The sequence below is a fragment of the Comamonas sp. A7-5 genome (genome assembly GCF_039581385.1).
Taxonomy (GTDB): domain Bacteria; phylum Pseudomonadota; class Gammaproteobacteria; order Burkholderiales; family Burkholderiaceae_C; genus Comamonas; species Comamonas thiooxydans.
The window spans coordinates 129111-147018 of the sequence record NZ_JBCPWO010000007.1 but is presented as its reverse complement, the minus strand read 5'-3'; the positions used below and the strand labels follow the sequence as shown (position 1 = coordinate 147018).

At 59.1% G+C, this 17908-nt stretch carries 12 protein-coding genes and 5 tRNA genes; 16 read left to right on the top strand and 1 reads right to left on the bottom strand.

From position 1 onward, the window contains the following. Positions 1-8: 8 nt before the first annotated feature. The gene (locus AAIL67_RS14695; RefSeq protein WP_052057678.1) at positions 9-1316 is read right to left on the bottom strand and encodes an efflux RND transporter periplasmic adaptor subunit; all 1308 of its coding nucleotides are present in this window, start codon (positions 1314-1316) and stop codon (positions 9-11) included. A gap of 227 nt (positions 1317-1543) precedes the next feature. On the opposite strand from AAIL67_RS14695, the gene AAIL67_RS14690 reads away from it, so the two are divergent. From AAIL67_RS14690 to rsmB, 16 genes are all read left to right on the top strand, one after another. Further along, positions 1544-2164, top strand: a complete 621-nt coding sequence (locus AAIL67_RS14690) for a TetR family transcriptional regulator (protein ID WP_003065361.1) — start codon at positions 1544-1546, stop codon at positions 2162-2164. A 74-nt stretch (positions 2165-2238) separates the two neighbouring features. Then, a tRNA-Arg gene (locus AAIL67_RS14685) sits at positions 2239-2314 on the top strand. Positions 2315-2394: 80 nt separating this feature from the next. Continuing rightward, positions 2395-2480: transfer RNA gene (locus AAIL67_RS14680), tRNA-Tyr, on the top strand. A gap of 58 nt (positions 2481-2538) precedes the next feature. Then, positions 2539-2612, top strand: a tRNA-Gly gene (locus AAIL67_RS14675). Positions 2613-2655: 43 nt separating this feature from the next. Next, positions 2656-2730: transfer RNA gene (locus AAIL67_RS14670), tRNA-Thr, on the top strand. Positions 2731-2805: 75 nt separating this feature from the next. Continuing rightward, positions 2806-3996, top strand: coding sequence for an elongation factor Tu (gene tuf, locus AAIL67_RS14665; RefSeq protein ID WP_012836789.1), 1191 nt, complete (start codon positions 2806-2808; stop codon positions 3994-3996). Between the two features lie 9 nt (positions 3997-4005). After that, positions 4006-4081 (top strand) — tRNA-Trp (locus AAIL67_RS14660). 87 nt (positions 4082-4168) lie between these two features. After that, positions 4169-4552 (top strand): preprotein translocase subunit SecE, encoded by a 384-nt coding sequence (gene secE, locus AAIL67_RS14655; protein WP_012836790.1) that lies wholly within the window; start codon positions 4169-4171, stop codon positions 4550-4552. Continuing rightward, entirely contained in the window at positions 4552-5139 is a 588-nt protein-coding gene (gene nusG / locus AAIL67_RS14650; protein WP_003065695.1) for a transcription termination/antitermination protein NusG, read from the top strand. Before secE ends, nusG begins: the two co-directional genes overlap by 1 nt. Positions 5140-5264: 125 nt before the next feature. After that, the gene (rplK, locus tag AAIL67_RS14645) at positions 5265-5696 is read left to right on the top strand and encodes a 50S ribosomal protein L11 (RefSeq protein WP_034359623.1); all 432 of its coding nucleotides are present in this window, start codon (positions 5265-5267) and stop codon (positions 5694-5696) included. After that, the gene (gene rplA, locus AAIL67_RS14640) at positions 5697-6392 is read left to right on the top strand and encodes a 50S ribosomal protein L1 (protein ID WP_003065693.1); all 696 of its coding nucleotides are present in this window, start codon (positions 5697-5699) and stop codon (positions 6390-6392) included. A gap of 227 nt (positions 6393-6619) precedes the next feature. After that, positions 6620-7144, top strand: coding sequence for a 50S ribosomal protein L10 (rplJ, locus tag AAIL67_RS14635; RefSeq protein WP_003065692.1), 525 nt, complete (start codon positions 6620-6622; stop codon positions 7142-7144). 36 nt (positions 7145-7180) lie between these two features. Continuing rightward, positions 7181-7558 (top strand): 50S ribosomal protein L7/L12, encoded by a 378-nt coding sequence (rplL, locus tag AAIL67_RS14630; protein ID WP_003065690.1) that lies wholly within the window; start codon positions 7181-7183, stop codon positions 7556-7558. 274 nt (positions 7559-7832) lie between these two features. Continuing rightward, positions 7833-11945, top strand: a complete 4113-nt coding sequence (gene rpoB / locus AAIL67_RS14625; protein ID WP_003065687.1) for a DNA-directed RNA polymerase subunit beta — start codon at positions 7833-7835, stop codon at positions 11943-11945. A 121-nt stretch (positions 11946-12066) separates the two neighbouring features. Beyond that, positions 12067-16290, top strand: a complete 4224-nt coding sequence (gene rpoC / locus AAIL67_RS14620) for a DNA-directed RNA polymerase subunit beta' (RefSeq protein ID WP_003065685.1) — start codon at positions 12067-12069, stop codon at positions 16288-16290. 207 nt (positions 16291-16497) lie between these two features. After that, positions 16498-17883 (top strand): 16S rRNA (cytosine(967)-C(5))-methyltransferase RsmB, encoded by a 1386-nt coding sequence (gene rsmB, locus AAIL67_RS14615; protein WP_253233324.1) that lies wholly within the window; start codon positions 16498-16500, stop codon positions 17881-17883. Positions 17884-17908: the final 25 nt, after the last annotated feature.

Below are 17908 nucleotides of genomic sequence, written 5' to 3'. Positions count from 1 at the left end.
CGTGCCTGTTACTTGGCTGCCTGGCCTTCGCCAGCACCTTCGGCTGGTGTGGTGGCTTTCTCTTGCGCAGGTGCGGCGGGGGCCGCAGCAGAGGGTTGTGCTGGTGCGCCGGCAGCCGCATTGTTGATCTCGACGGGCTTGACCTTCTTGGCCCCCATACCCACCTTGATCAGGCCGTCCACCATGACTTTTTCTCCAGCTTTCAGGCCGGATGTGACAACCCAGTTATTGCCACTGGACTGACTGATCTGAACGGGGCGTGGTGCCACGGAGCCATCCTCGGCCACGATCATGACGAAGTTGCCCTTTTCGTTGCGGGTCACGGCTTGTTGCGGAATCAGCGCGGCGTTCTCGACCTGTGCCTGCTCCAGGTGCACGCGTACGTAAGTGCCGGGCAACAGCAGTCCGTCGGGATTGGGCAGCTCCGCGCGCACGCTGACCTGGCCGGTAGTCGGGTCCACGGTCAGGTCGGTGAACAGCAGCTTGCCGGTGTGTGCGTACTCCTTGCCATCGTCCAAATAGACGTGGACGCGCGCTGCGTTGTCACCTACCTTTGCTAACTTGCCGGAACCGAGCGCTTCACGCATGCGCATGATGTCGGAAGAGGACTGAGTCAGGTTCACGTACAGCGGGTTGACTTGCTGAATGGTCGCCAGCTGCGTGGCTTCGCCCTGGCCGACCAGAGCGCCTTCCGTCACCAGAGCGCGGCCGATGCGTCCGGAGATGGGGGCTGTCACGCTGGCATAGCCCAGGTTGACGTTGGCATTGGTGACTGCCGCCTTGCCTGCCGCAACTTGTGCCAGTGCCGCCTTTTCGTTGGCAATGGCCGTGTCGTACTCCTGCTTGCTGATGGCATTGGCTTCCACCAGGGGCTTGTAGCGGCGTGCGGTGGCAGATGCCTGGGCGAGATTGGCTTCGGCCTGTGCCAGGGTCGCCTGAGCGCTCTGCAGGTTGGCCTTGTATGGGGTGTTGTCAATCTGGAACAGGGCCTGGCCAGCCTTGACATCCGAGCCTTCCTGGAACAGGCGCTTTTGCACGATGCCGGCTGCGCGGGCGCGAACCTGAGCAATGCGCGATGGCTCCAGGCGGCCTGGCAGATCGGAGATCAAAGGCACGTTCTGCATGGATACCGTCACTACACCTACTTCGGGTGGCTGTGCCTGAGCGGCTGCTTGTGCTTTTTGAGCTTCCGCGTTTTTGTCACTGCATGCGACTAGGCCCAGTGCAGCAGCCAAGCTCAGGCCGATGACCATGGAGCGGGTGCCGGATGCGGCTGAATGGGACTGATTGTCGGGAGCCTGGTTTGCTTCATACATCGGGTGCATGAACGTCCTTCCGGTTGACATTGTGAAAACGAGAAAAGAGCGCTGTCCGCAGTGGAGCGCTCGTTCGGGTGGAAACCCTAGATGGTTTCCTGCATATCGGTGCTAGGGAAATTATACATACATGCATAAATGTATAATTGCAAACGCTGCGTAAAGCAGTTGAGAAATGGCTTTTCTCGCGGCGATCTATGGCCGGCGATTGATGGAGAGGGTGAGTGATGGCTCGAAGAACCAAGGCTGAAGCGGATGAGACGCGCACCAAGCTGCTGGATGCGGCTGAAGAGGTGTTTTTCGAGAAGGGTGTATCTCGAACCTCTCTGGGCGATATCGCGCAGCGTGCAGGGGCTACACGCGGGGCGGTGTACTGGCACTTCAAGGACAAGATGGATGTCTTTGTTTCCATGCTTGGGCGCATATGCCTGCCTTTCGAAGAAATCTGTGACGACAGGTATGGTGACCTGTTGCCGCTAGAGCGCATTCGTCACTCCATCCTGTGTGTGTTCGAGAGCTTGGACGAGGATGAGCGCAGACGCAAGGTGTTTGAAACGGCGCTATTCAAAATGGAATACGTGGGCGAACTGGCTGATGTGCGTTTGCAGCATATAGAAAGTTCAGGCTTCGCTCGGGAAAAATTTGCGCACGACCTGGCGGCTGCGGCACAGGGGCAGTCCGTGCAGTTGTCGGTATCCCCGGAAGAGGCTGCTCTCGGTTTGCACTCTCTTTTTGTAGGTCTTATACATGGTTGGGTATTGACGGAAGGGAGTTTCTCATTGGTCAAGGTTGGTTCGATGTCGGTGGATGTCTACTTGTCTGGTTTGGGATTTCAGGTGAATTTGTGATTTGGGTGTCCAAACCCGTGCAATAATTGCGGCTGTTGAATTGTTGTTGGCCGTGCAAGCGGCCTGACGGATTCGCGGCTGTAGCTCAGTGGATAGAGTATTGGCCTCCGAAGCCAAGGGTCGTGGGTTCGATCCCCGCCAGCCGCGCCAGCATCGATCTTCGGCAAGAAAAAAGAAATTTCAAAATTTCTTTTTAAGCTGGAAATAGATGCTACAATTCAAGTCTCTTCGGAGGGGTGGCCGAGTGGTTAAAGGCAGCAGACTGTAAATCTGCCCGCTAACGCGTACACAGGTTCGAATCCTGTCCCCTCCACCAGCAATGGTTGAGAAGAGCGATTGCTAGAAATAGCAGTCACGTGCAGTAGTAAATCTGTGCGGGAGTAGTTCAATGGTAGAACCCTAGCCTTCCAAGCTAATGACGCGGGTTCGATTCCCGTCTCCCGCTCCAGTTTGCGAGCAAAGATTTTAGAAGTTGTTTTTGCAGCTTCTTTGCCCATGTGGCTCAGTGGTAGAGCACTCCCTTGGTAAGGGAGAGGTCGCGGGTCCGATTCCCGCCATGGGCACCATTTTCTGGTGCGCTCGCTTGATAGGGTTGCGCCGAAATCCTCTTGCAGTGAATTAATTTTTTCGGAGTCGGAAAAATGGCAAAAGAAAAATTCGAGCGCACCAAGCCCCACGTGAACGTGGGCACCATCGGTCACGTTGACCACGGCAAGACCACCCTGACTGCTGCTATCGCTACCGTGCTGTCCAAGCACTTCGGCGGTGAAGCCAAGGACTACTCGCAGATCGACAACGCCCCCGAAGAAAAGGCTCGTGGTATCACGATCAACACTTCGCACGTTGAGTACGAAACTGCCAACCGCCACTACGCTCACGTGGACTGCCCCGGCCACGCTGACTATGTGAAGAACATGATCACTGGTGCCGCTCAGATGGACGGCGCTATCTTGGTTTGCTCCGCTGCTGACGGCCCCATGCCCCAGACTCGCGAGCACATCCTGCTGTCGCGTCAGGTGGGCGTGCCCTACATCATCGTGTTCCTGAACAAGGCCGACATGGTGGACGACGAAGAACTGCTGGAACTGGTCGAAATGGAAGTGCGCGAGCTGCTGTCCAAGTACGACTTCCCCGGTGACGACACCCCCATCATCCGCGGCTCCGCCAAGCTGGCCCTGGAAGGTGACCAGTCCGACAAGGGCGAGCCTGCCATCCTGAAGCTGGCCGAAGCTCTGGACACCTACATCCCCACTCCCGAGCGTGCTGTTGACGGCGCCTTCGTGATGCCCGTGGAAGACGTGTTCTCCATCTCCGGTCGTGGTACCGTGGTGACCGGCCGTATCGAGCGCGGTATCGTCAAGGTCGGCGAAGAAATCGAAATCGTCGGTATCAAGGACACCGTCAAGACCACCGTCACCGGCGTGGAAATGTTCCGCAAGCTGCTGGACCAAGGTCAAGCGGGCGACAACGTGGGTCTGCTGCTGCGCGGCACCAAGCGTGAAGACGTGGAACGCGGCCAAGTGCTGTGCAAGCCCGGCTCCATCAAGCCCCACACCAACTTCACTGCTGAAGTTTACGTGCTGTCGAAGGACGAAGGCGGTCGCCACACTCCCTTCTTCAACAACTACCGTCCCCAGTTCTACTTCCGTACAACTGACGTGACCGGCTCCATCGAACTGCCCGAAGGCAAGGAAATGGTGATGCCTGGCGATAACGTGTCGATCACTGTGAAGCTGATCTCCCCCATCGCCATGGAAGAAGGTCTGCGTTTCGCTATCCGCGAAGGTGGTCGTACTGTGGGCGCCGGTGTGGTTGCCACGATCATTGCATAATTGATTTGTAGGGGTATAGCTCAATTGGCAGAGCGTCGGTCTCCAAAACCGAAGGTTGTAGGTTCGATTCCTACTGCCCCTGCCACCTCTTAATGGTGGAATCAACAAGAGCCCGCCTTTGGCGGGCTTTTGTGTCTTGAAATTGCACATTTTTGTGCATTTGAAACAAAATATGGCCACTACTCAGGTTGAAACAGTCAGCTCTGCTGCTGACAAAGCAAAATTAGCCGCTGTTGCGGCTTTAGTTGTTGCTTCTATTGCTGGCTTTTATCTGTTGAGCAAGCAAGGTGCGCTGGTTCAGTGGGCGGCTCTGATTGTCGGCCTGGTGCTGGCTGCTGGCGTGTTTCTGATCTCTGAGCCGGGCAAGCGCTTCATTGGCTTTGCTCGTGATGCTTGGCGTGAGGTGAAGAAGGTGGTCTGGCCCACCCGCAAGGAAACCATGCAGATGACACTGTATGTCTTTGCGTTTGTGGTGGTGATGGCCTTGTTCTTGTGGTTCACCGATAAGACGCTTGAATGGGTCTTGTACGACTTGATTTTGGGCTGGAGGAAGTAATGGCTGATGCAGTCGAAACAGATGTGAATGGTGGAGCAGCGGGACCCGCCAATCCCGATCTGCGCTGGTATATCGTCCATGCCTATTCGGGTATGGAGAAGGCTGTCGAGCGCAATATTGCGGAGCGTATTGCTCGCTCGGACATGCAGTCCAAGTTTGGCCGCATCCTGGTGCCTTCCGAAGAAGTGGTGGAAATGCGCAACGGCACTCGCCGCACCACAGAGCGCCGCCTGTTCCCCGGTTATGTGTTCGTCGAAATGGTGATGGATGACGATACCTGGCACCTGGTGAAGCACACCAGCAAGGTGACCGGTTTCGTCGGTGGTGCCAAGAACCGTCCTGCCCCCATCTCTGAAGAAGAAGTTCGCAAGATCGTCGACCAGATGCAGGAGGGCACCGAAAAGCCCCGCCACAAGGTCGAGTTCATGGTCGGCGAAATGGTTCGTGTCAAGGAAGGTCCGTTCGCGGACTTCAACGGCTCCGTCGAGGAAGTCAACTACGAAAAGAACCGTCTGCGTGTCTCGGTCACCATCTTTGGCCGCGCGACTCCTGTGGAATTGGAATTCTCTCAAGTTGAGAAAACTTGAGATTCGCAATAGAATATAGGGCTTCGCATTTTTTGACTCGATGCGAAGCTTTTTTGTAGAGTCAGCAACCTCGGGGAGCTGTTTGCAGATATTGCAAATGGCGCTATACCCGTAAGGAGCTCAACATGGCGAAAAAAATCGTCGGCTTCATCAAGCTGCAAGTGCCAGCTGGTAAGGCCAATCCTTCTCCTCCCATTGGTCCTGCGCTGGGTCAGCGCGGCCTCAACATCATGGAATTCTGCAAGGCGTTCAACGCCCAGACCCAAGGTGTCGAGCCCGGCCTGCCTCTGCCCGTGGTGATCACGGCTTTTGCTGACAAGAGCTTCACGTTCATCATCAAGACCCCTCCCGCAACCGTTCTGATCAAGAAGGCTGTGAAGCTGGACAAGGGCTCTTCCAATCCTCTGAAGAACAAGGTTGGCAAGATCACACGTGCTCAGCTGGAAGAAATCGCCAAGACCAAGCTGAAGGACATGAACGCCGCTGACGTTGACGCTGCTGTGCGTACGCTGGCTGGTTCTGCCCGTTCGATGGGCGTGATCGTGGAGGGTGTGTAAATGGCCAAGTTGACCAAGAAGCAAAAAGCTCTCCAGGGCAAGGTTGATTCCAACAAGCTGTACTCTTTCGCTGACGCCGTGGCGCTGGTGAAGGAAGCTGCAACTGCCAAGTTCGATGAATCCATCGACGTGGCCGTGCAACTGGGCGTGGATGCCAAGAAGTCGGACCAAGTGGTGCGTGGCGCCGTGGTGCTGCCTCACGGTACCGGCAAGACTGCTCGCGTGGCTGTGTTCGCACAAGGCGCCAAGGCTGAAGAAGCCAAGGCCGCCGGCGCTGACGTGGTCGGCATGGACGACCTGGCTGCTCAAGTCAAGGCCGGCGACATGCCCTTCGACGTGGTGATCGCTGCTCCCGACGCTATGCGCGTTGTGGGTCAGCTGGGTCAGATCCTGGGCCCCCGCGGCCTGATGCCCAACCCCAAGGTTGGCACCGTGACTCCTGACGTCGCTACGGCCGTGAAGAACGCCAAGGCTGGTCAGGTGCAGTTCCGCGTGGACAAGGCTGGTATCGTGCACGGCACGATCGGTCGCCGTTCGTTCGATGCCGACAAGCTGCAGGGCAACCTGGCTGCTCTGATCGATGCACTGAACAAGGCCAAGCCTGCTTCCAGCAAGGGTCTGTACCTGCGCAAGGTGGCTGTTTCGTCGACCATGGGTGTGGGCGTTCGCGTCGATACACAATCCATCTCGGCGTAATTGCTAGAAATCGTCAGATGAGCTTTGCTCATCTGGTGTGGTGGGCTGCGGGAGTTGTTGCTCCTGCAGGTCATCCAAGACCGTTGGTGTGATTTGATCACTTAATCACGAAGGCCAACGCAGATGGCGATCCCGCTGCAGATGGAAATTTTTCCTAAACAGTTGGTCGCTGCAACAAGAGCGTGTATGCAGGGCTTGCCTTGCATATGCATTTGAAGGAGTAGACCTTGAGTCTTAATCGCAGTGAGAAAGAAGCGGTCATCAACGAAGTGACCAGCCTCGCCGCTAAAGCTCAAACGCTTGTGATCGCGGAATACCGTGGCATCACGGTCGCCGACATGACCAAACTGCGTGCCGATGCTCGCAGCAAGGGTGTGAGCCTGAGCGTGTTGAAGAACACCCTGGCCCGCCGTGCTGTTGCCGGTAGCGCGTTTGACGTGGTGGCTGACCAGATGACTGGTCCCCTGATCTATGGCTTCTCTGAAGACGCAGTGGCTGCCGCCAAGGTGGTGGCCGACTTCGCGAAGACCAACGACAAGTTGGTGATTCGCGGTGGCGCGTTCGGAGGCAAGGCCCTGGACATCGACGGCGTTAAGCAACTGGCAAACATCCCCTCCAAGGAAGTACTGCTCGCACAACTGTGCGGCTTGCTCATGTCGCCTATCTCGCGTACAGCCGTTGTGCTGGGCGCTCTGGCGGCCAAGAAGGGCGAAGGCTCTGCCGAAGCGGCAACAGAAACAGCCGCAGCCTGAGTGCTCGGCAAAACCAACCAATTTTAGGAAATCAAAATGGCATTCGATAAAGACGCATTCCTGACCGCCCTGGACAGCATGACTGTTCTGGAACTGAACGACCTGGTCAAGGCTATTGAAGAGAAGTTTGGCGTGTCCGCCGCTGCTATGGCTGCTCCCGCTGCTGGCGGCGCTGCTGGTGGCGCTGCTGCTGCTGAAGAAAAGACCGAGTTCAACGTCGTTCTGACCGACGCTGGCGCTAACAAGGTGTCCGTGATTAAGGCTGTGCGCGAAATCACCGGCCTGGGTCTGAAGGAAGCCAAGGATCTGGTCGACGGCGCTCCCAAGACCGTGAAGGAAGCCGCTCCCAAGGCTGACGCTGAAGCCGCTGTGAAGAAGCTGGTTGAAGCCGGTGCCAAGGCTGAACTGAAGTAATTCAGTGAAATCAAGGGCTGGAGACTCGTAAAAGGGTCTCCAGCCTTTGGCGCTTGTGGAGTGCGCTTAAAGAACACACCAAAAAGCAGGTTTCCTAGGGAGTCTGCTTTTTAGTGTCTTCTGACAATCCGACAGCAGAAGATGCCTTGGTTCGGGCGATGTGCAACGCATCGCCGTCAGCCATGGTTGGTAGTGGCCAACCGCCAAGCCCGCAGGAGAACCCTGTGGGGCAGTCGTCGCAGACCCAGGACTCATGTCTTTGCCCGGAGATCTCATGGCCTATTCTTATACCGAACGCAAGCGAATCCGCAAAAGCTTCGGGAGCCGCGATAGCGTGCTCGAAGTGCCTTATCTGCTGCAGATGCAAAAAGATGCCTATACAGCATTCCTGCAGGCAGATGTAGCCCCCAAAAAACGTACCATTGATGGCCTGCAAGCGGCCTTCAATTCCGCCTTCCCCATCGTCTCCCACAATGGTTTTGTGGAGATGAAGTTTGTCGAGTACAACCTCGCCAAGCCCGCTTTCGACGTGCGTGAATGCCAGACCCGTGGTCTGACCTTCGCCTCCGCTGTCCGCGCCAAGGTCCAGCTGATCATCTATGACCGCGAGTCCTCCACGGCTCAGTCCAAGGTGGTCAAGGAAGTGAAGGAACAAGAGGTCTACATGGGCGAAGTGCCCCTGATGACCGACAAGGGTTCGTTCATCATCAACGGTACCGAGCGCGTGATCGTGTCTCAGCTGCACCGTTCGCCTGGCGTGTTCTTCGAGCACGACAAGGGCAAGACCCATAGCTCGGGCAAGCTGCTGTTCTCGGCTCGCATCATTCCTTACCGCGGCTCCTGGCTGGACTTCGAGTTCGACCCCAAGGACCTGCTGTACTTCCGCGTCGACCGTCGCCGCAAGATGCCTGTGTCGATCCTGCTGAAGGCCATCGGCATGACGCCCGAGACCATCCTGGCAACGTTCTTCGTGAACGACAACTTCCGCCTGATGGACAGCGGTGCGCAGATGGAATTCGTGGCCGATCGCCTGAAGGGCGAAGTCGCGCGTTTCGACATCACCGACAAGTCCGGCAAGGTCGTGGTCGCCAAGGACAAGCGCATCACCGCTCGCCACACCCGCGAGCTGGAGCAGTCCGGCACCAAGTTCGTCAGCGTGCCCGAAGACTTCCTGCTGGGTCGTGTGCTGGCCAAGAACATCGTTGATCCCGATACCGGCGAAATCATCGCCAAGGCCAACGAAGAGCTGACCGAAGCCCTGCTCAAGAAGCTGCGCAGCGCCGGTGTGCAGGACGTTCAGTGCATCTACACCAACGAACTGGACCAGGGCGCCTACATCTCGCAGACCCTGCGCACCGATGAAACCGTGGATGAGTTCGCTGCCCGCGTTGCCATCTACCGCATGATGCGCCCTGGCGAGCCTCCTACCGAGGACGCCGTGCAGGCCCTGTTCCAGCGCCTGTTCTACAACGCCGACACCTATGATCTGTCGCGCGTGGGCCGCATGAAGTTCAACGCCAAGATCGGCCGCGAAGGCGCGACCGGTCCCATGGTGCTGTCCAACGAAGACATCCTGGCCGTGGTCAAGATCCTGGTGGACCTGCGCAATGGCCGTGGCGAAGTCGACGATATCGACCACCTGGGCAACCGCCGCGTGCGTTGCGTGGGCGAACTGGCCGAGAACCAGTACCGCACCGGTCTGGCGCGTATCGAAAAGGCTGTGAAGGAACGTCTGGGTCAGGCCGAGCAAGAGCCTCTGATGCCTCACGACCTGATCAACTCCAAGCCCATCTCTGCGGCCCTGAAGGAGTTCTTCGGTGCCTCGCAGCTGTCGCAGTTCATGGACCAGACCAACCCTCTGGCAGAAATCACGCACAAGCGTCGTGTTTCCGCTCTGGGCCCAGGCGGTCTGACCCGCGAACGTGCAGGCTTTGAAGTGCGTGACGTGCACGTGACCCACTATGGCCGCGTCTGCCCTATCGAAACGCCTGAAGGTCCCAACATCGGTCTGATCAACTCGCTGGCTCTGTACGCCCGCCTCAACGAGTACGGTTTCATCGAAACCCCGTACCGTCGCGTGGTGGACGGCAAGGTGACGATGGACATCGACTATCTGTCGGCCATCGAAGAAGGCAAGTACGTGATCGCCCAGGCCAACGCCGATCTGGATGCCGAAGGCAATCTGGTGGGCGAGCTGGTGTCGGCCCGTGAAGCCGGTGAATCGACCCTGGTGTCGGCCGAGCGCGTGCAGTACATGGACGTGTCGCCTGCGCAGATCGTGTCCGTGGCCGCCTCGCTGATTCCGTTCCTGGAACACGACGATGCGAACCGTGCCTTGATGGGCGCCAACATGTCGCGTCAGGCCGTGCCTGTGCTGCGTCCTGAAAAGCCCATGGTCGGTACCGGCATCGAGCGCGTTGCTGCCGTGGACTCCGGCACCGTGGTCACTGCCAAGCGCGGCGGTATCGTGGACTATGTCGATGCCACCCGCATCGTGATCCGTGTGAACGACGACGAAGCCGTGGCCGGTGAAGTCGGCGTGGACATCTACAACCTGATCAAGTATCAGCGTTCCAACCAGAACACCAACATCCACCAGCGCCCCATCGTCAGCCGTGGCGACAAGCTGGCCAAGGGTGATGTGCTGGCGGACGGCGCTTCGACCGACCTGGGCGAAATCGCCATCGGCCAGAACATGCTGATCGCGTTCATGCCCTGGAACGGCTACAACTACGAAGACTCGGTGATGATCAACGAGCGCATCGTGGCTGACGATCGCTACACCTCGATCCACATCGAAGAGCTGGTGGTGATGGCTCGTGACACCAAGCTGGGTGCCGAAGAAATCACACGCGACATCCCCAATCTGTCCGAGCAGCAACTGAACCGCCTGGACGAGTCCGGCATCATCTACGTGGGCGCCGAAGTGCAACCCGGCGATGTGCTGGTGGGCAAGGTCACCCCCAAGGGCGAGACCACGCTGACGCCTGAAGAGAAGCTGCTGCGCGCCATCTTCGGCGAGAAGGCTTCCGACGTGAAGGACACTTCTCTGCGTGTGGATCAGGGCTCGCAAGGCACCGTGATCGACGTGCAGGTGTTCACGCGTGAAGGCATCCAGCGCGACAAGCGTGCCCAGCAGATCATCGACGATGAACTCAAGCGCTTCCGCCTGGACCTGAACGACCAGTTGCGCATTGTTGAAGCCGATGCTTTCGACCGTATCGAGAAGCTGCTGACCGGCCGTGTGGCCAACGGCGGTCCTCAGAAGCTGTCCAAGGGCGCCAAGATCGACAAGGCCTATCTGGACGGCGTGGAGAAGTTCCACTGGTTCGACATTCGCCCTGCCGAAGACGATGTGGCCGCTCAGCTGGAGTCCATCAAGAACTCCATCGAGCAGCAGCGTCACACTTTCGACCTGGCGTTCGAAGAAAAGCGCAAGAAGCTCACGCAAGGCGACGAGCTGCCTGCCGGCGTGCTGAAGATGGTCAAGGTCTACCTGGCCGTCAAGCGTCGTCTGCAGCCCGGCGACAAGATGGCCGGCCGTCACGGCAACAAGGGTGTGGTCTCCAAGATCACTCCTGTGGAAGACATGCCTTTCCTGGCCGACGGCACCACTGCCGACATCGTGCTGAACCCGCTGGGCGTGCCTTCGCGTATGAACATCGGTCAGGTGCTGGAAGTGCACTTGGGCTGGGCCGGCAAGGGCCTGGGCCAGCGCATTGGCGACATGCTGCAAAAGGAAGCCCGTGCTGCTGAAGTGCGCGCCTTCCTGGAAGAGATCTACAACCGCAGCGGTCGCAAGGAAGAGCTGTCTCAGCTGGATGACGGCGAAGTCATGTCCATGGCCAAGGAGCTGACCACGGGCGTGCCGTTCGCAACGCCGGTGTTCGACGGTGCTTCCGAAGCCGAAATCAAGGACATGCTGAAGCTGGCCTACCCTGACGACATCGCTGCCGCCAAGGGCCTGACCGAGACACGCACTCAGGCGTATCTGTATGACGGCCGCACCGGCGAGCGCTTCGAGCGTCCGACCACCGTGGGCTATATGCACTACCTGAAGCTGCACCACTTGGTTGACGACAAGATGCATGCCCGCTCCACCGGTCCTTACTCGCTGGTGACGCAACAGCCTCTGGGCGGTAAGGCCCAGTTCGGTGGTCAGCGTTTCGGTGAAATGGAAGTGTGGGCGCTGGAAGCTTACGGCGCCGCCTATGTGCTGCAGGAAATGCTGACTGTGAAGTCCGACGACGTGGTCGGTCGTACCAAGGTGTACGAGTCCATCGTCAAGGGCGAGCACTCGATCGAAGCGGGCATGCCCGAATCGTTCAACGTGCTGGTCAAGGAAATCCGCTCTCTGGGCTTGGACATCGAGCTCGAACGTTCTTAAGCACTATTAAACAGAGAGCTGCAACCGCTTTAAAACAAAGGATTTGCGCTTGGTTCGTTGCTGAAACCAAGGCAAATCCAGCGGTGGCTGCAATGATTTTTGACGAAAAGGAAAGAGTTACATGAAATCGCTACTCGACCTGTTCAAGCAATTTACGCCTGATGAGCATTTCGATGCCATCAAGATCGGCTTGGCCTCGCCCGAGAAGATCCGTTCCTGGTCTTTCGGTGAAGTGAAGAAGCCTGAAACGATCAACTACCGTACTTTCAAGCCCGAGCGTGATGGTCTGTTCTGCGCCAAGATCTTTGGCCCGATCAAGGACTACGAATGCCTGTGCGGCAAGTACAAGCGCCTCAAGCACCGCGGTGTGATCTGCGAGAAGTGCGGCGTTGAAGTCACACAGACCAAGGTGCGTCGCGAACGCATGGGTCACATCGACCTGGCCGCGCCCTGCGCCCATATCTGGTTCCTGAAGTCCCTGCCTTCGCGCCTGGGCCTGGTGCTGGATATGACGCTGCGCGACATCGAGCGCGTGCTGTACTTCGAAGCCTATGTGGTGACCGACCCCGGCATGACTCCGCTGAAGAAGTTCAGCATCATGACCGAGGACGACTACGACGCCAAGCAACTCGAGTACGGCTACGATGAGTTCACCGCCAAGATGGGCGCTGAAGGCATCAAGGACCTGCTCGAAGGCATCGACATCGACGTCGAGATCGAGCGCCTGCGCAACGATCTGACCGGCTCCGAAGTCAAGGTCAAGAAGAACGCCAAGCGCCTGAAGCTGCTGGAAGCGTTCAAGAAGTCCGGCATCAAGCCCGAGTGGATGGTGATGGAAGTGCTGCCCGTGCTGCCTCCCGATCTGCGTCCTCTGGTGCCTCTGGACGGTGGCCGTTTCGCCACTTCCGACCTGAACGACCTGTACCGCCGCGTCATCAACCGCAACTCGCGTCTGCGTCGTCTGCTCGAGCTCAAGGCTCCTGAAATCATCGCGCGCAACGAAAAGCGCATGTTGCAGGAAGCGGTGGACTCGCTGCTGGACAACGGCCGTCGCGGCAAGGCCATGACGGGCGCCAACAAGCGTGCCCTGAAGTCTCTGGCCGACATGATCAAGGGCAAGAGCGGTCGTTTCCGTCAGAACTTGCTGGGCAAGCGCGTGGACTACTCCGGTCGTTCCGTGATTACCGTGGGTCCTTACCTCAAGCTGCACCAGTGCGGTCTGCCCAAGCTGATGGCGCTGGAGCTGTTCAAGCCCTTCATCTTCGCGCAGCTCGAGCAGCGCGGCATTGCCACGACCATCAAGGCTGCCAAGAAGGAAGTGGAAGCCGGTACGCCCGTGGTGTGGGACATCCTTGAAGAAGTCATCAAGGAACACCCCATCATGCTCAACCGTGCGCCTACGCTGCACCGTCTGGGTATCCAGGCTTTCGAGCCCATCCTGATCGAAGGCAAGGCCCTGCAACTGCACCCGCTGGTCTGCGCGGCCTTCAACGCCGACTTCGACGGTGACCAGATGGCTGTTCACGTGCCCCTGTCTGTGGAAGCGCAGATGGAAGCCCGCGTGCTGATGCTGGCCTCGAACAACGTGCTGTTCCCCGCTTCGGGCGAACCCTCCATCGTTCCTTCGCAGGACGTGGTGCTGGGTCTGTATCACGCCACGCGTGAAAAGATCAACGGCAAGGGCGAAGGCATGGTGTTTGCCGACCTGATGGAGCTGCAACGCGCTCTGGATGCCGGCGAGACCGAGCTGCACGCCAAGATCAGCGTGCGCCTGACCGAGTGGAACAAGAACAAGGAAACCGGCGAATTCGAGCCCGTGACCTCGCTCGTGGAAACCACCGTGGGCCGTGCCCTGCTGTCTGAAATCCTGCCCAAGGGCCTGGCTTTCAGCAACATGAACAAGGCGCTGAAGAAGAAGGAAATCTCCAAGCTGATCAACGCCTCCTTCCGCAAGTGCGGTCTGAAGGCCACGGTCGTGTTTGCCGACAAGCTGCTGCAAAACGGTTTCCGTCTGTCCACGCACGCCGGTATCTCGATCTCCATCGACGACATGCTGGTGCCTCCGCAAAAGGCCGACATCCTGGCCCGCGCAGAGTCCGAAGTGAAGGAAATCGAGCAGCAGTACGTCTCGGGTCTGGTGACCTCCGGCGAGCGCTACAACAAGGTGGTGGACATCTGGGGCAAGGCCGGCGACGACGTGTCCAAGGTGATGATGGACCAGCTCAAGGTCCAGAAGACCACCGACCGTCATGGCAACGAAGTCGATCAGGAATCGTTCAACGCGATTTACATGATGGCCGACTCCGGCGCCCGTGGCTCCGCAGCGCAGATTCGTCAGCTGGCCGGTATGCGTGGTCTGATGGCCAAGCCTGACGGCTCCATCATTGAGACGCCTATCACCGCGAACTTCCGCGAAGGCCTCAACGTGCTGCAGTACTTCATCTCGACCCACGGTGCCCGTAAGGGTCTGGCCGACACGGCGCTGAAGACGGCTAACTCCGGTTACCTGACTCGTCGTCTGGTGGACGTGACGCAGGATCTGGTCGTGAACGAACAGGATTGCGGTACCTCCAACGGCTATCTGATGCGCGCCATCGTCGAAGGCGGTGAAGTGATCGAATCCCTGCGCGACCGCGTGCTGGGCCGTTCGACCGCCGAAGAAGTGCTGCACCCTGAAACCCGTGCCGTGCTGGTGCCTGCCGGTACCCTGCTCAACGAAGACACCATCGAAGAGCTGGAAGCCCAGGGCGTGGACGAAATCAAGGTGCGTACGGCTCTGACCTGCGAAACCCGTTTCGGCCTGTGCGCCACCTGCTACGGTCGCGACCTGGGTCGTGGCGGCCTGATCAACCTCGGCGAAGCCGTGGGTGTGATCGCTGCCCAGTCCATCGGTGAACCCGGCACGCAGCTGACCATGCGTACCTTCCACATCGGTGGTGCCGCTTCGCGTGCCGCCATCGCCTCGAGCGTGGAAGCCAAGTCCAATGGTGTCATCGGCTTCAACAGCACGATGCGCTATGTGTCCAACACCAAGGGCGAGCTGGTGGTGATTTCGCGTTCCGGCGAGATCGTGATCAGCGAAAACGGCCGCGAGCGCGAGCGTCACAAGGTGCCCTACGGCGCCGTGCTGACCATCAAGCCCGATGAAGCCATCAAGGCCGGCAAGATCCTGGCGAACTGGGACCCGCTGACCCGACCCATCATTACCGAATACGCCGGTCAAGTGCGTTTCGAGAATGTGGAAGAAGGTCTGACGGTGGCCAAGCAGGTCGACGAAGTGACCGGTCTGTCCACTCTGGTGGTGATCGACCCCAAGCGTCGTGGCTCTGCCAAGGTGGTGCGTCCCCAGGTCAAGCTGATCGACGCCAACAACCAGGAAGTCAAGATCCCTGGTACCGACCACGCCGTGACGATCGGCTTCCAGGTCGGCGCCCTGATTCAGGTGCGCGACGGCCAGGACGTGGGCCCCGGCGAAGTGCTGGCCCGTATCCCTGTGGAAGGTCAGAAGACCCGCGACATTACCGGTGGTCTGCCCCGTGTGGCCGAACTGTTCGAAGCCCGTACGCCCAAGGACAAGGGCACTCTGGCCGAGATGACCGGTACCGTGTCCTTCGGCAAGGAAACCAAGGGCAAGATCCGCCTGCAGATCACCGATCTGGAAGGCAAGGTCTGGGAAGAACTGGTGCCCAAGGAGCGCAACATTCTGGTCCACGAAGGCCAGGTGGTGAACAAGGGCGAGTCCATCGTTGACGGTCCTGCCGATCCTCAAGACATCCTGCGTCTGCTGGGTATCGAAGAGCTGTCGCGCTACATCGTGGACGAGGTGCAGGACGTTTACCGTCTGCAGGGTGTGAAGATCAACGACAAGCACATCGAAGTGATCGTGCGTCAGATGCTGCGTCGCGTGATCATCGAGAACTCCGGCGATACCACCTACATCCAGGGTGAACAGGTCGAGCGTTCCGAGGTGCTCAACACCAACGAACAGATGCAGAAGGAAGGCAAGCTGCCTGCCACGTACTCCAACGTGCTGCTGGGTATCACCAAGGCTTCGCTGTCGACCGACTCGTTCATCTCTGCGGCTTCCTTCCAGGAAACCACCCGTGTTCTGACCGAAGCTGCCATCATGGGCAAGCGCGACGAACTGCGTGGCCTGAAGGAAAACGTGATCGTGGGTCGTCTGATCCCCGCCGGTACCGGTCTGGCCTATCACCAGGCTCGCAAGGCCAAGGACGAAATGGACGATGCCGAGCGTCGTGCCATCGCCGAAGCCGAAGAAGCCGAGCTGGCCGGTGTGCTGGCTGATGACGTCGAAGCACCTGCTGGCGACGCCTCTGCCGACTAAGCATGGCACTGGGCCGCGGCCGGAAACGGCTGCGGTTCGCTGCTGATGCACCGCGCTCCCGCTCTGCCTTGTGCAGACGGGAGCGTTTTTCATTGATCAAGACACGACTTGCGCAAGCTCGGATCAGGCATGGTGTTTTCTCGATAGAAATGCCCGCTGTGCATCCTGGTCTGCGTCAGTTCTACAAGATTTTCAGGTCTGCTCTTCATGACTTCCAAGCCTTCCCAACCCAAGAACGCCGCTGCCGGTGCTGCCGTGCCCAACGCTCCTGCCCTGTGGCAACAGCTGGATGCAGTGGCCAAGGCTTTGCACGGCATCCTGGGTGGTCAGTCCAGCAAGGCTGTGCTGGCACAGGTGCCGCAGCGCTTGCGTCCGGGAGTGCAGGCCTTGCTGTTCCAGGTGCTGCGCAATCTGGGGCGTGCCCAGGCGCTGCAAAAGCAACTGGCGCCGCGCCCACCGGCACCCAAGGTCAGTGCCTTGCTGAGCACGGCGCTGGCTCTGGCCTGGGATGAGACCCAAGCCCCATATCCGCCCTTCACCCTGGTCAACCAGGCCGTGGAAGCCGCCAAGAACGGCGCGGCACGCGCGCAGTCCGGCTTCATCAACGCCTGCCTGCGCCGCTTTCTGCGCGAGCGCGATGCCCTGGTGAGCGCGACCGACAACGATCCTGTGGCCGTCTGGAATCACCCTGCATGGTGGATTGCCCGGCTCAAAAAAGACCATCCCCAGGATTGGCAGACCATTTTGGCGGCCAACAACGCCCAGCCGCCCATGACGCTGCGGGTGAATGCACAGAAAAGCACTCCAGCTCAGTATCGGAAGGCGCTGGAAGCCATGAATCTGAAAGCGACCGCAGTCGCCGAATGCGGTCTGCAGCTGGAGCAGGCGGTGCCTGTGCAGGAGCTGCCGCAGTTTGAAGAAGGTTGGGCCTCGGTGCAGGACGGCGCGGCACAGGCCGCTGCACCGCTGCTGCTGGCTGGCTTGCCCCAGCCCCAGGGCCGCCCGCTGCGCGTGCTGGATGCCTGTGCTGCACCCGGCGGCAAGACTGCCCATCTGCTTGAGCGCGCTGCGCCCGGCGGCATCGAAGTCACGGCCCTGGAGATTGACCCCGAGCGGGCTCGCCGCATCGGTGAAACCCTGTCGCGCCTGGGCCTGAAGGCCAAGGTGCTGGTGGCCGATGCGTCCACACCCCAGGCGTGGTTTGAATCGCAATGTGGCGGTCAGCTCTTCGATGCGATCTTGCTCGATGCGCCTTGCACGGCATCTGGCATTGTGCGTCGCCAGCCCGATGTGCGCTGGCTGCGCCGTGAGAGCGATGTGGCCCAGCTGGCAGACATCCAGTCCAGGCTGCTCGATACCCTGTGGCCGCTGCTGCAGCCCGGCGGCCGCATGGTCTATTGCACCTGCTCGGTCTTCAAGGCAGAGGGCGATGCCCAGATGCAAGCGTTTCTTGCACGCAACACTACGGCGGCCAGCTTGCCTGCTCCGGGTCATTTAATTCCCGGCAAAGCTGCCAAACACGATTCCGTGGCAGACAATCCCCTGGGTGACCACGACGGCTTTTTTTACGCTCTGCTGGAAAAATTGCGCTAACGCTGTAGCGGGGGCTTTGCGGCGT

What these genes read in the sequence shown, in the direction of transcription:
- rpoB (WP_003065687.1), top strand. Translation starts at nt 7,833, where the DNA reads ATGGCCTATTCTTATACCGAACGCAAGCGAATCCGCAAAAGCTTCGGG.
- rsmB (WP_253233324.1), top strand. Translation starts at nt 16,498, where the DNA reads ATGACTTCCAAGCCTTCCCAACCCAAGAACGCCGCTGCCGGTGCTGCC.
- rplL (WP_003065690.1), top strand. Translation starts at nt 7,181, where the DNA reads ATGGCATTCGATAAAGACGCATTCCTGACCGCCCTGGACAGCATGACT.
- AAIL67_RS14695 (WP_052057678.1), bottom strand. Translation starts at nt 1,316, where the DNA reads ATGTATGAAGCAAACCAGGCTCCCGACAATCAGTCCCATTCAGCCGCA.
- nusG (WP_003065695.1), top strand. Translation starts at nt 4,552, where the DNA reads ATGGCTGATGCAGTCGAAACAGATGTGAATGGTGGAGCAGCGGGACCC.
- tuf (WP_012836789.1), top strand. Translation starts at nt 2,806, where the DNA reads ATGGCAAAAGAAAAATTCGAGCGCACCAAGCCCCACGTGAACGTGGGC.
- rpoC (WP_003065685.1), top strand. Translation starts at nt 12,067, where the DNA reads ATGAAATCGCTACTCGACCTGTTCAAGCAATTTACGCCTGATGAGCAT.
- rplA (WP_003065693.1), top strand. Translation starts at nt 5,697, where the DNA reads ATGGCCAAGTTGACCAAGAAGCAAAAAGCTCTCCAGGGCAAGGTTGAT.
- AAIL67_RS14690 (WP_003065361.1), top strand. Translation starts at nt 1,544, where the DNA reads ATGGCTCGAAGAACCAAGGCTGAAGCGGATGAGACGCGCACCAAGCTG.
- rplK (WP_034359623.1), top strand. Translation starts at nt 5,265, where the DNA reads ATGGCGAAAAAAATCGTCGGCTTCATCAAGCTGCAAGTGCCAGCTGGT.
- secE (WP_012836790.1), top strand. Translation starts at nt 4,169, where the DNA reads ATGGCCACTACTCAGGTTGAAACAGTCAGCTCTGCTGCTGACAAAGCA.